We start from the raw sequence: 12,063 nt of genomic DNA, 5'->3' as shown, positions 1-12,063 counted from the left end.
GTCGCCCGGTGGCCGGTGCCGCGGGATCCGGTGTTCCGGTGACCCCGGTGTTGCGGGGCATCCGGTGTTCCGGTGGCCCCGGTGCGCGGTGTCCCCGTGCGCGGCGCAGGTCCTCGTCACCTCGGGGTCCGCGCACGACTTCCGCGGTGAGCTCGATCTCACCGGCCGGAGCGCTGCCGCTCGAGTCCGCTGCTCGAGGGGCGCCACCAGCAGGCGCCGACCTCCGTTCCGGAGGGCGCCCGCCCGTCGTCGGCCGCACACCCGCCACCGTGGGTTCCCGTTGGGGGTCCGCACGACGACACCGCCGCCCACGGTACCCGTCCGCGGCCGGTCGGTCTGTCATGCGGGCCACACTCGCGCACCATGGAGTTAGAGTCTCGGGCACGACCGGGGCGGAACGCCAGTGCTCCGCCGCCACGAGCACACCTCCAGGAGGGTGGGAGTTGTCCGACGAGGACGTTGCCTCCGACGCGAACGCGTCGCTGACCCTGGGTGAGCGCTACGCCGACGGCGTCATCGACCTGCTCGGCGCGCTCGCCTACGGGGAGCTGTCCGCTTTCGACAGGCTCGCCGAGGACGCGCGCAGCGCACCGACGCTCAGCGGCCACGCGGCGCTGGCGCGGATGGCCTCCGCGGAGATCGGCCACTACCGGATGCTGGAGGACCACCTCGCCGAGCGCGGTTACTCCGCCGAGGAGGTGATGAGCCCGTTCGTGTCCGCCTTCGAGCAGTTCAACTCCTCCACCGCGCCGCACTCGTGGCTGGAATCACTGGTCAAGGCCTACGTGGGGGACGGGCTGGCCGCGGACTTCTACCGGCTGGTGGCCGGGTGGCTCGACGAGCCCACGCGCGGCCTGGTGCTGACGGTGCTCGACGACACGGGCTACTCGGCGTTCGCCGAGCGCGAGGTCTCCGCCGCCTGCGAGCAGGACGACGCGCTGCGCGACAAGCTGACCCTGTGGGGCCGGCGCCTGCTCGGCGAGGCGATCACGCAGGCGCAGTGGGTCGTGGCCGAGCGCGACTCGCTCGCGGAGCTGATCATCACCGGCTCCGGTGACGTGTCCGGGGTGGCTGCGATGTTCCGCAAGCTGCAGAACAACCACACCAAGAGGATGGGGCGCCTCGGCCTGGGATGACCGCCCCGGGACGACCGGGCCGGGTTCGGGCGGCGGGCGCGCGGTCTGGGATAACCTGGCCGCGGCAGTGGAGACGACGAGTACGGAGGTCGGCGTGGAGGTCAAGATCGGCGTCGTGGACAGCCCGCGGGAGCTGACACTCGCCAGCGGACAGTCCCCCGAAGAGATCGAGTCGCTGGTCGCCGACGCGCTGAAGAACACCGACGGCGTGCTGAAGCTCAGCGACACGAAGGGCCGCCAGTACATCGTGCCGGCCGCCAAGATCGCGTATGTCGAGCTGGGACCGGCCGACGCGCCCCGGGTGGGCTTCGGCGTGAGCTGACGACGCGACGTGCCGACCCGCGCGGGTCGGCGCAGCGCGCAGGGGGCTGGTTTCCCGCGGGGGAGCCAGCCCCCTGCGCGTTTTCCGGGCCGTGTTTCCGGGACCCGCGCCTCCCGGGGTTCTGCGCCTTCCGGGCTTTCCGGTTTCCCCGGGCGCGCGGGGCGGGTCGGGAGCGGGCTCAGCCGCGCTCGCCCGCCGCGTCGAGATCGAGCTCGTGCTCGTCGGGCACGTGGAACGGCGGGGCGCCCGTGCCGGTGATGCGGTAGCGCCCCCACGGGTCCGGTTCGGACAGGTCGGCGGCGGCTTCGCCCTGCTCGGTGCGCAGCACGACGCGGGCCTTCTTCCCACCGGTGAGCTCGTCGAGCTCGGCGCTGGGCCGCGTGCGCCCGTACCAGCGGAACCGGCCGTCGATCGGCTGGAAGTTCCCCCGCAGCACCACGTCCACGGTGATCTCGCGGTCCGCGGTGAACACCAGGGCGGGGCCGTTGTAGTCGTCCTCGTCGTGCTCGTGGTCCTGCGCGTGCTCGTGCTGCATCGTGTCCATCCGGTGTGGTCGGGAACGGGGACGTTCCCCGGGGCGCGGGATTCCGCGCTAGGGGGTCTCGGGCTCCGCCGCGGAACCCGGTGCGCCGTCGGGACCGGGTGCGGGGTCGTCGGGTCCCGGTGAGGGGTCGGAGCTGAGCGCCTCGATGTCCAGCGGCTCGTCCGGGTCGAGGGCGATGCCGGCGTTGCGGAGCACGCCGTCGATGCCGTACCAGATGATCTGCGCCAGGTAGTCCACGAGGTCGGCGCGGTTCATCGACTGGCGTTCCAGCCACCAGTCGCCGCTGGCCTGCACCATTCCGACGATCCCGTGGCTCCACGCCTCCACGCCGCCGGAGTCGAGCCCGAGCACGCGCATGTAGTTGCCGAGCAGGCGCGCCAGCGAGTTCGCGATGACCGTCTTCTCGGTGCTGACCGGGTCGGTCCGCACCGGGCGGTCGGCGAAGTTCCGGCGCACGACGAAGCGGTACAGCTCGGGGTGCTCGTCGATCACGCCGAGGTAGGCGTCGACCAGCCTGCGGATCCGCTGGTTCGGGCTGCCGTGCTCCGCGAACAGCGGGCGCATCCGCTGCATGAGCAGCTCCGTGCCCCACTGGCCCACGGCCACGTAGAGGTCGCTCTTGTCGCTGAAGTGCCGGTACAGCACGGGTTTGCTGACGCCGGCCTCCGCGGCGATCTCCTCCATCCCCACTTCGTGCCCGTGCTCGCCGATGGCGCGCACGGCGGCTTCGACGAACTCGGCGCGCCGCGCCTTGCGGTGCTCGCGCCAGCGCTCGCGGCGGGCGTCCGGCCGCTTCCCGGTCTTCGGCGTGGGCATCTCCGTCGGCTCCGTGTTCCCTGTGCTGCTCACCGACTCCGTTGTACGTGAACCGGATCGGGCGGCGGGCGGGGAGTCCGCGGCCCCGGCCGCAGTCTTGACAGGGAGGGAGATCTGGCTCACGCTACCGAAGGTAGCTGTTACTTGAGGTAACACGCAATCCTGTGGAGCACGGCGAAAGGTGTCCTCGCAAATGTCCCGGATGCTGCAGGTCAACGACCGCGAGAAGACGGCGGACCGGTTGCTGAAGTCCTCCGCGAAGAACAGCTACGACCCCGAGGTCGACATCGACTGGGACGCCCCGCTCGAGGACGGCAAGGCGTTCCTCCCGCTGCACCGCTCCTCGCTGTACGGCACCGAGCTCTGGGACGGGCTCACCGACGAGCAGCGCATCGAGCTGACCAAGCACGAGTTCGCCAGCGTCGCCTCCAACGGCCTCTGGTTCGAGGTCCTGCTCATGCAGATGCTGCTCAAGGAGTACTACGACGCCGACCCGCGCACCGGGCACGCGCAGTACGCGCTGACCGAGATCGCCGACGAGTGCCGGCACTCCACCATGTTCGGCAAGGCCGTCGAGCGGATCGGGGCCCCCGCGTACGGGCCCGTGCCGCTGCTCAAGAACGGCGGCCGCTTCCTGCCCGCCACGCTGCGGGGGCCCTCGGCGTACGCCTCGATCCTCATCGCCGAGGAGATCCTGGACCGCATCCAGCGCGACCAGATGTGGGACGAGAACGTCCAACCCCTGGTGCGCATGGTCAACCGCATCCACGTGCTCGAGGAGGCCCGGCACGTCACGTTCGCGCGCGAGGAGGTCGTGCGGCGCATGGCGGACTGCGGCAAGGCCGAGCGCGCCTACCACCAGTTCGCCACCGCCGCCGTCGGCTACGCGATCTGCTACAGCCTCATCAACCCGCACGTGTACAAGGCCGTCGGCATCCGCCCGCGCGACGGTTTCGAAGCCGCCTGGCAGAACCCGAACTGGCAGAGCACGCTGCACTGGGCCGGCGAGAAGATCATGTCCTTCCTCGACGAGGCGGGGCTCGTCGGCAAGCCCGGGATGTGGTTCTGGAAGAAGGCGTGCCTCATCCGGGACTGAGAGCCCGTTCGCGCGCCCGCCGCGCCCCGAACTGGAACGATCGACAGGTGAGGAAGGCCAGTGACGACAGCAGACCCCCGACCCTCCGAGTTCCGCACCCGTGACGGTGTGCGGCTGAACGTGGCGGACGAGGGGCCGGCCGACGCCCCCGTCACGGTGGTGCTCGTGCACGGGTGGACGTTGAGCATGCGCACCTGGGACCGCGTGGCCGCGGGGCTCCCGGCCGCGGCGGGCAGCTCGCTGCGGATCCTGCGGTTCGACCTGCGGGGGCACGGGGGCAGCGACGGCGCTCCCGCCGGTTCCGGCACGATCGAGCGCTGCGCCGACGACCTCGCCGAGCTCATCGCCGAGCGCGTCCCGGACGGCCCGGTCGTGCTGGCCGGGCACTCCATGGGCGGGATGAGCCTGATGGCGCTGGCCGAGCGCCACCCGGAGCTCGTGCGGCAGCGCGTGCGCGGGGTGGCGTTCGTCGCCTCCGCCGCGGGCGGGCTGGCCAAGGTGGCGCTCGGGCTGCCCCATCCGCTGTCCGAGGTGGCCTACCTCGGTGAGCAGGCGCTCGCCCGGGGGATGGGGCGCCTGCCGGGGCGCCGCGCCGTCCGCCGCTCGGCACCGCTGCGGCCCGGGCTGCGGTGGCTGCTGTTCGGGCGCCGACCGCGCCGCGCCGACATCGCCGCCGCGGCCGAGGCCGTCGCGGCGTGCGAACCGCGCGCGTTCGCAGAGTTCCGCTGGTCGCTGGCCGAGCACGAGCGCGCGGGGAGCCTGGAGCCGCTGCGCTCGCTGCCGTGCGTGGTGCTCGGCGGCTTCGCCGACCGGCTCACGCCGTACCGGCAGGCGCAGCGCATCGCCGAGGAGCTGCCGGACGCGCGGCTGATCGGCTACGGCGGTGCCGGGCACATGCTGCCGCTGGAGCGCACCGAGGAGGTCACCGCGCGGCTGGCGGAGCTGATCAGGCCGGTGCTCGCGGACACCGGTGATCGCGGTTCCCGGCAGTCCGCCGCGGAGCAGTCCACCGCGGGCTAGTCACCGCCCCGTCACCGCGGGGTAGGGAGTGACGCACGTGCGAGCATCCCCATCCGAACGAGCGGAATCCGGGCGCGGTCACTCCGATGGTGTGGTGATCGTTTGTGCTCCACCCGTGTGGGGACAACTTCCAATTTTCATGAAAATTGCGCTCTCTGGAACGAGTCCAATCTTCGCCGCTCCGCCTCGACCGGTCGGCCCGTTCCCGGATCGGGCGCGGCGGGCGGCGCCGTCCCCGGTCGGTGGCCTCCCCGGTCGGTGGTCTTCGACGGTCGGCGGTCTTCGGCGGGAACCCGCCGCTCAGGCGGACTGCCCGGGTTGCAGGGGGAAGCCGGACAGGCCCTTCCAGGCGAGGGTGGACATCAGGCCCACGGCCTCCTCGCGGCCGATGGCGTGCTGCTCGTCGAGCCAGTAGCGCGCGGTCACCTGGCTCAGCCCGACGAGTCCGACGGCCAGCAGGCGAGCGCGCTCGGCGTCGAGGCCGGCATCGGCGGTGACGGCCTCGGTGACCGCGTCGATGCAGCCGGACAGGGCGGTCTCCACGGCCTGCTCCACGGCCGGTTCGCCGCGCATGTCGGACTCGAAGACGAGGCGGAAGGCCCCGCCCTCGCCGGCGACGAACTCGTAGAGCGCGCCGACGGCGGCGCGCACCCGCTGCTTGTTGTCCGGGGTGGACTCGATGGCGCCGCGCACCCTGTCGACCAGCTCGTTGCCGTGGGTCTCCAGCAGCGCGAGGTAGAGCTCGAGCTTGCCGGGGAAGTGCTGGTAGAGGACCGGCTTGCTGACCCCCGCGCGCTCGGCGATGTCGTCCATGGCGGCTGCGTGGTAGCCGTTGTGCACGAACACGTACTTCGCGGCTTCCAGCAGCTGCGCCCGCCGCTCGTCGCGGGGCAGCCGAACGCCACGGTTCGGCTGCGCGGTCTCGGTCATCCTCGCCTCCACTCCGTTCGGGAACCGCGTCGCAGTCGCCGGCAGCTCCCGGAGGAGCGGCGCCGGTGGTTGCGCGGCGTCGCGCGGTTCACCCGTTTGGTCGGGACGCCCGCTCCATCGTCGAGCACGGGTGCGGGGTCACCACACCCCCCGGCACGGCATTCCGACCGTGCAGGGTACGGGACTTTACTCGCCGGTAGTACAACGCTAGCGGCAACGGGAGGTTGTGCGCGCGACGACGCCCCCGCGCCGGCGCGCCGGGGAGGGGATCACCGGTTAACCCGGTCGGGCAAGATCGGCCGTGTCGGGCGCTCCCGAGGCGAAGAGCTGTGCGAACGCTGTGGCAGTCTTGTCGCCGTGCCTGGTCGAGCAGACTCCCCCGCGCGCGGGAGGAGCCCCACCCGTGCAGGGAGCCCCGCCGGCGCGGGGAACACCGCGACGCGGGACGAGGGCTCCGCCCGCGTCGACGACGCGGATCCGCTGGCCGCGTCGTGGCGACCGGAGGACGAGATCCCCGAGGCCGCGGGCGGCGGGCCGGTGCGGCGCTCGCGGCCCCGGCAGCTGCTCGCCCGCTACGGGTGGCGGATCTACGCGGTGCCGCTGCTGGCGCTGCTGACCGGGTTCGCCCTCGTGCAGAGCTTCGCGCCGTCGGTGCTGCCGTCCTCGGCGAGCTCCGACACCCGGGCGACCGAGCAGGCCCCCGCGCCGGCCGCTCCGAAGGAGCCGGTGGTCACCGCGCCGCCCCCGCAGCCGAACCCGCCCGAGGACGAGGGCTCCTCGGCGGAGCTGCCGGCCGGGCCGCCGTTCCCCACCACCGGTGCGCGCACGTTCGAGGTGCTGCCGGGCGAATCGCCGAAGACCGGCAGCGGCGAGCTCCACCGCTACACCGTGGAAACCGAGGTCGGGGTGGACCTGGTGGAGGGCGACGAGTCCTACGCACGCCTCGTGCAGGCCACGCTGGCCGACCCGCGCAGCTGGACCAACCCGCGGGGCGGGGGGCTCTCCGTGCAGCGCGTCGGCCCGGACGGCCCGAGCCCCGACTTCCGCGTGATCCTCATCAGCCAGCAGACGGCGCGGGAGATGTGCGGCTACTCCGAAGGGCTGCCCTACGACACCTCCTGCCGCATCGGGGACAAGGTGCTGCTCAACGCGGCGCGCTGGGTGCGCGGCGCGAAGGACTTCCACGGTGACATCGGCAACTACCGGCGCTACCTCATCAACCACGAGGTGGGGCACGTCTTCGGCAACGACCACGTCGGCTGCTCGGAGGACGGGGCGCTGGCGCCGATCATGATGCAGCAGACCTTCAGCACCGACAACAACGAGCTGCACCAGCTGAACAACCTCGCCGACCAGGGAGGGAGCAACATCCCGGCGGACGGCAAGACGTGCGAGTACAACGCCTGGCCGTTCCCGCGGGCCGATGCGAAGTGACGTGCCCCGCCCCCGGCCGCGCCCCACCGCTCCCGCATCGTGGGAGGAGTTGGGCTGCGGGAAGTCAGCGGGCCACGCTGGTGTTGAACGTGTGGTGAGGGCCGGGTAGCGGCCTTCGTGCGAAAGCCCCGGGCCGGTCCCGCCGCCACCGCGAGCGGAGTCCTCTCCGCGCGGTCCGGCACGACAGGGTGGCCGGCACCGACCATCGAGGAGGAGCTGGGAATGTCCGGCGCAACGTCACTGCCGCCGCTGGTGGAACCCGCGGCGGAGCTGACCAAGGAAGAGGTGGCGCGGTACAGCCGCCACCTGATCATCCCGGATGTCGGCGTCGAGGGTCAGAAGCGGCTGAAGAACGCCAAGGTGCTGGTGATCGGTGCCGGCGGCTTGGGCAGCCCCGCGCTGCTGTACCTCGCCGCCGCCGGGGTGGGCACGCTCGGGGTCGTCGAGTTCGACGAGGTCGACGAGTCCAACCTGCACCGCCAGGTCATCCACGGCCAGTCCGACCTGGGCAAGTCCAAGGCGGAGTCCGCGAAGGAGTCGATCCACGAGGTCAACCCGTTCGTGCAGGTCAACCTGCACGAGACGCACCTGACCTCGGACAACTCCCTGGGCATCTTCGCCGACTACGACCTGGTCGTCGACGGCACCGACAACTTCGCCACCCGGTACCTCGTCAACGACACGGCGGTGCTGCAGGGCAAGCCGTACGTGTGGGGGTCGATCTTCCGGTTCGAGGGCCAGGTCAGCGTCTTCTGGGACGAGCACGGCCCGAACTACCGCGACCTCTACCCGGAGCCGCCGCCGCCGGGGATGGTGCCGTCCTGCGCCGAGGGCGGCGTGCTCGGCGTGCTGTGCGCCTCGATCGGGTCGATCATGGTCAACGAGGCGATCAAGCTGATCACCGGCATCGGTGAGACGCTGCTCGGCCGCCTGATGATCTACGACGCGCTCGAGATGAGCTACCGCACCGTCAAGATCCGCAAGGACCCGAACGCGGAGCCGATCACCGGGCTGATCGACTACGAGACGTTCTGCGGTGTGGTCTCCGACGACGCGCAGCAGGCCACGGCCGGGAGCACCATCACGCCGCAGGAGCTCAAGGAGAAGTTCGACAACGGCGAGAAGTTCGAGCTCGTCGACGTCCGCGAGCCGCACGAGTACGAGATCGTCAAGATCGACGGCTCCCGCCTCATCCCGAAGGACCGCATCCTGTCCGGCGATGCGCTCGCCGAACTGCCGCAGGACCGGCAGATCGTGCTGCACTGCAAGTCCGGCGGGCGCTCCGCCGAGGCGCTGGCGGCGCTGCACAAGGCCGGTTTCGGGGACGCGGTGCACGTCGGCGGGGGTGTGCTCGGCTGGGCCAACCAGGTCGACCCGAGCCTGCCCACGTACTGATCACCGCACTGCCGAGCAGCTGCCACCGGGGCCGGTGCCGCGCGCACCGGCCCCGGTCGCTGTTCGGGGCCGGCGAGCGGGGAGCCCCGGTGAAGTGCTGCGCGCGGCACGCGGTGCGCCTGCTGGGGATTCGGCCGCGCGCCAGGTAGCGTCTGGGGCCGTGAACGCTACGCCGGAGCCGCCACCGCCGCACGTGCGCGCGGCGTTCGGTGCGCGTGCGGAGGAGCCGGAACTGCTCGCCAGCGCCGCTGCCTGGCGCTGCGGGGACATCCTGCTCAAACCCGCCGCGCACAACGCCGAAGCAGCGTGGGTCGCGCAGGCGCTGGACACCCTCTCCCCCGAGGACGTGCGGGTGTCGCGGCCGCTGCGCTCCACCGACGGCCGCTGGGTGGTCTCGGGCTGGTCGGCCAGCCGGGACATCGCCGGGCAACCGGAACCGCGGCACGACGACGTCGTCGCCATGTCGCTGCGGCTGCACTCCGCGAGCCGCCAGCTGGAGGTTCCGCGGTTCCTGCACGCCCGGCAGGACATCTACGCGCTGGCCGACCGCATGTCCTGGGGCGAGGAGGAGTACCGGTTGCCCGAGGACAAGGGCGGCCGGCTGTACGACGTGCTCGTCGGCGCGCGGCGCGAGGTGCGGCTGCCCGCGCAGGTGGTGCACGGCGACCTGTTCGGCAACGTGCTGTTCCACCACGACGCCGCGCCGGGGATCATCGACTTCCACCCGTACTGGCGCCCCGTCGAGTGGGCCGCCGCGGTCACCGTGATCGACGCGCTCGCCTGGGGCGGGGCCGATCCTGCGATCGTGGAGCGTTGGTCGCACCTGTCCGAGTGGCCGCAGGTGCTGCTGCGGGCGCTGCTGTTCCGCCTCGCGGTGCACGCGCTGCACCCCCGCTCCACGCTGCGCTCGCTGAGCGGGCTGGAGCGCTCCTCGCAGATGGTGCTCGACGTGCTGTGACAGCTTCGCCGCATCCGCTGGTTTCCGCCACATTCGCTGGCGCGCCGCGGGCTCGGTGGACGACGATCGCCCCGTGACCGAATCCACCACGACGCAACCGCAGGAGACGACGCTGCGGGGACGCACCATCGGCATCACCGCCGAGCGCAAGGCCGCCGAGATCGGGGCCGCGTTCGAGCGGCGCGGCGCGCGGGTGCGCTACGGCGCCGCGATGCGCACGGTCCCGCTGCCGGAGGACGGCGAGCTGGCCGAGGCGACCGAGGCGGTGCTCGCCCGGCCGGTGGACCACGTCGTGGCGATCACCGGCACGGGGTTCCGCGGCTGGTTCGAGGCCGCCGAGCACCGCGGGCTGCGCGAGCGGCTCGCCGCGCACCTGGCCGGTGCGGAGGTGCTGGCGCGCGGGGCGAAGGCCTGCGGCGCGGTGCGCGCGGCGGGCTTGCGGGAGAGCTGGACGTCCCCGCGCGAGGAGTCCGGCGAGGTGCTGGAGCACCTGCTGCGCTCCGGGGTCGCGGGCAGGCGGGTGGTGGTGCAGGTGCACGGCGATCCGATGTGGACGTTCCGCGAGCGGTTGGCCGAGGCCGGGGCCGAGGTCGTCGCCGTGCCCGTGTACCGCTGGACCGACCCGGTCGACCTGGACGCGCTGGACCGGCTCATCGACGAGGTGATCGCCGGCGGGATCGACGCGCTGCCGTTCACCAGCGCCCCGGCCGCGGCCAACCTGCTGCGCAGGGCCGAGCGGATCGACCGGCGCGCGGAGCTCGACGCGGCTCTGCGCGAGCGGGTGCTGCTGGCCTGCGTCGGCCCGGTCACCGCCGCGCCGATCGCCGAGGCGGGGCTGCCGCACGTCACGCCCGAGCGCTCGCGCACCGCGGCGCTGGTGAAGCTCGTGACCGAGCGGCTCGCGGCGGATCACTAGCTGTACTGACCTGCGAGCTCGGGTGCGCAACTGACGGCCGGGTGTCCTCCTGGGGAGGTTGCGTCCGCGGTGGTGGTTGCGCTGGTGCAGGCGCTGCGGCAGTGCTCGGTGGCGTTCCCGATCGTTTCGGCAGGTGCGGGCGGAACGCCGGGCGGGTCCGCTCCGCGTGCTCCGACTGGTCGACCGAGCTGCACGGGCGGTCGTCACCTCCGCGCCCTTTCGAGGGCTGGGAACTGCACCGGGCTACGCGTGTGCGAGGAGGTGGAACGCCCGGCTGAGGCGCCGGTAGGGGTCGCGGCGGCTCGCTTCGAGTTCCACCTCGGCGATCCGCGGCAGCTCGTCGTCGTCCGCGTCGAGGGACATCCAGTCGGTGAACAGGAGGACGCCGTACCACTCCAGCGGTTCGGCTCCGCGCTCGGTGAGCATCCGGGAGAGTTCCTCGACGGTGTCGCCGCGCGTGTCCAGCCCGAGCACACCGCGTTCGCCGTGCGCGTCGAAGGCTGCCCGCGCGTCCTGCCACCGGCGTTCCAGAGCGGGCCGGACGGCCAGCGTTGCGGCGTTGAGCGCGAGCACCGATACCACGCCGTTCGGGGCAGCGCAGGCGCACAGCGCCTCGATCACCGGGGCCGGATCGGCCAGGTACAGCAGCACGCCGTGGCACAGCACTGCTTCGAACCGCTGACCGCCGGTCACCGAGGGCGCGTCCGCACCCTCCCCGAGCACCAGCCGGACGCGGTCCCGGACGTCCTCCGGTTCGGCGGCCAGGCGCTGCTCGGCCTTGGCGAGCATTTCCTCGGAGGAGTCGAGCAGAACCACCTCGTACCCCAGACGAGCCAGCGGGAACGACTGGTGTCCTGCACCTCCGCCCACGTCGAGCACGGCCGCGGGCGGCAGCGGCAGGTGGTCCACCAGGTGCTGGTGCAGCACGTACGTGCGCACCCGACCTTTCACCGTCCCGTACACGCCGAGGAAGGGGTCCGCGAGGCCCGCCCACACGTCGTCCGACACGGCGGCATTCTAAGCTGGAAAGCGGTCGGCTGCGCCCGCACCGTCCGAGCTCTTCCGGATCTCACCACCCGCGGCTCTCCCCGACCGGGGTTCTCGATCGGGTTTCTCGGCCGCTGCGGTCAGTCCGCGCCCCAGCGGTAGCGGCGCATGTCGATGCGCCGCCGCCCGGTGGTCACCCCTTCTTCGCGCAGCAGGGCCAGCTGGCGGCTGCGCAGGTGCTCGGCGGGGGTGCCGTCGGCGCGCAGCACGCGGTGCCACGGCAGGTCGCCGCCGTCCTCGGCGAGGATGCGGCCGACGAGGCGCGGGGTGGGCAGTCCGGCGAGCTCGGCGACGTCACCGTAGGAGAGCACGGCCCCGGGAGGGATCGAGGCGACCACCGACCGCACCTGTTCCAGCCTCCGCTCGTCCACGTCTGCGACCCTACCGGCCCGAAGCCGGTTTCCACGCCCTCACCGTGTCCGGGCTTCCGGTGCGATACATCCACGTTG

At 72.5% G+C, this 12,063-nt stretch carries 13 protein-coding genes; 8 read left to right on the top strand and 5 right to left on the bottom strand.

Annotated elements, in window-relative coordinates; all coding sequences use genetic code 11:
* Nucleotides 1-482 precede the first annotated feature (482 nt).
* Nucleotides 483-1,136, top strand: coding sequence for a ferritin-like fold-containing protein (locus ACYVJE_RS00675; RefSeq protein WP_459159915.1), 654 nt, complete (start codon nucleotides 483-485; stop codon nucleotides 1,134-1,136).
* A 94-nt stretch (nucleotides 1,137-1,230) separates the two neighbouring features.
* Entirely contained in the window at nucleotides 1,231-1,458 is a 228-nt protein-coding gene (locus ACYVJE_RS00670) for a DUF3107 domain-containing protein (RefSeq protein ID WP_459159916.1), read from the top strand.
* A 178-nt stretch (nucleotides 1,459-1,636) separates the two neighbouring features.
* On the opposite strand, the gene ACYVJE_RS00665 is transcribed toward ACYVJE_RS00670, so the two are convergent.
* Nucleotides 1,637-2,002: a DUF4873 domain-containing protein gene (locus tag ACYVJE_RS00665; protein WP_461142792.1), complete on the bottom strand. Its 366-nt coding sequence runs from the start codon at nucleotides 2,000-2,002 to the stop codon at nucleotides 1,637-1,639.
* A 48-nt stretch (nucleotides 2,003-2,050) separates the two neighbouring features.
* The gene (locus ACYVJE_RS00660; RefSeq protein WP_461142791.1) at nucleotides 2,051-2,851 is read right to left on the bottom strand and encodes a TetR/AcrR family transcriptional regulator; all 801 of its coding nucleotides are present in this window, start codon (nucleotides 2,849-2,851) and stop codon (nucleotides 2,051-2,053) included.
* Nucleotides 2,852-3,011: 160 nt separating this feature from the next.
* Between ACYVJE_RS00660 and ACYVJE_RS00655 the strand changes: the two genes are divergently transcribed.
* Together ACYVJE_RS00655 and ACYVJE_RS00650 are read left to right on the top strand one after the other, a co-directional pair.
* The gene (locus ACYVJE_RS00655; protein ID WP_461142790.1) at nucleotides 3,012-3,914 is read left to right on the top strand and encodes an AurF N-oxygenase family protein; all 903 of its coding nucleotides are present in this window, start codon (nucleotides 3,012-3,014) and stop codon (nucleotides 3,912-3,914) included.
* A gap of 60 nt (nucleotides 3,915-3,974) precedes the next feature.
* On the top strand, nucleotides 3,975-4,934 hold the full coding sequence (locus ACYVJE_RS00650; protein WP_461142789.1) for an alpha/beta fold hydrolase: 960 nt from the start codon (nucleotides 3,975-3,977) through the stop codon (nucleotides 4,932-4,934).
* A 300-nt stretch (nucleotides 4,935-5,234) separates the two neighbouring features.
* Here ACYVJE_RS00650 and ACYVJE_RS00645 read toward each other — a convergent pair whose 3' ends face one another.
* On the bottom strand, nucleotides 5,235-5,864 hold the full coding sequence (locus ACYVJE_RS00645) for a TetR/AcrR family transcriptional regulator (RefSeq protein WP_459158471.1): 630 nt from the start codon (nucleotides 5,862-5,864) through the stop codon (nucleotides 5,235-5,237).
* Between the two features lie 357 nt (nucleotides 5,865-6,221).
* On the opposite strand from ACYVJE_RS00645, the gene ACYVJE_RS00640 reads away from it, so the two are divergent.
* The 4 genes from ACYVJE_RS00640 (at nucleotide 6,222) to ACYVJE_RS00625 (ending at nucleotide 10,567) form a co-directional block, all read left to right on the top strand.
* The gene (locus ACYVJE_RS00640) at nucleotides 6,222-7,298 is read left to right on the top strand and encodes a DUF3152 domain-containing protein (protein WP_461142788.1); all 1,077 of its coding nucleotides are present in this window, start codon (nucleotides 6,222-6,224) and stop codon (nucleotides 7,296-7,298) included.
* A gap of 222 nt (nucleotides 7,299-7,520) precedes the next feature.
* Nucleotides 7,521-8,693 (top strand): adenylyltransferase/sulfurtransferase MoeZ, encoded by a 1,173-nt coding sequence (moeZ, locus tag ACYVJE_RS00635; RefSeq protein WP_461142787.1) that lies wholly within the window; start codon nucleotides 7,521-7,523, stop codon nucleotides 8,691-8,693.
* A 160-nt stretch (nucleotides 8,694-8,853) separates the two neighbouring features.
* Nucleotides 8,854-9,651, top strand: coding sequence for a TIGR02569 family protein (locus ACYVJE_RS00630; protein WP_459158474.1), 798 nt, complete (start codon nucleotides 8,854-8,856; stop codon nucleotides 9,649-9,651).
* 73 nt (nucleotides 9,652-9,724) lie between these two features.
* Nucleotides 9,725-10,567 (top strand): uroporphyrinogen-III synthase, encoded by an 843-nt coding sequence (locus tag ACYVJE_RS00625; protein WP_461142786.1) that lies wholly within the window; start codon nucleotides 9,725-9,727, stop codon nucleotides 10,565-10,567.
* Between the two features lie 243 nt (nucleotides 10,568-10,810).
* On the opposite strand, the gene ACYVJE_RS00620 is transcribed toward ACYVJE_RS00625, so the two are convergent.
* Nucleotides 10,811-11,575, bottom strand: coding sequence for a methyltransferase (locus tag ACYVJE_RS00620; protein WP_461142785.1), 765 nt, complete (start codon nucleotides 11,573-11,575; stop codon nucleotides 10,811-10,813).
* A 119-nt stretch (nucleotides 11,576-11,694) separates the two neighbouring features.
* The gene (locus ACYVJE_RS00615; protein WP_461142784.1) at nucleotides 11,695-11,985 is read right to left on the bottom strand and encodes an MGMT family protein; all 291 of its coding nucleotides are present in this window, start codon (nucleotides 11,983-11,985) and stop codon (nucleotides 11,695-11,697) included.
* Nucleotides 11,986-12,063 lie beyond the last annotated feature (78 nt).

The sequence above is a fragment of the Salinifilum aidingensis genome (assembly GCF_054782015.1).
Note: the sequence above shows the minus strand (reverse complement) of the source record. Positions and strands in the feature narration are given on the sequence as shown.

What these genes read in the sequence shown, in the direction of transcription:
- ACYVJE_RS00665 (WP_461142792.1), bottom strand. Translation starts at nt 2,002, where the DNA reads ATGGACACGATGCAGCACGAGCACGCGCAGGACCACGAGCACGACGAG.
- ACYVJE_RS00655 (WP_461142790.1), top strand. Translation starts at nt 3,012, where the DNA reads ATGTCCCGGATGCTGCAGGTCAACGACCGCGAGAAGACGGCGGACCGG.
- ACYVJE_RS00645 (WP_459158471.1), bottom strand. Translation starts at nt 5,864, where the DNA reads ATGACCGAGACCGCGCAGCCGAACCGTGGCGTTCGGCTGCCCCGCGAC.
- moeZ (WP_461142787.1), top strand. Translation starts at nt 7,521, where the DNA reads ATGTCCGGCGCAACGTCACTGCCGCCGCTGGTGGAACCCGCGGCGGAG.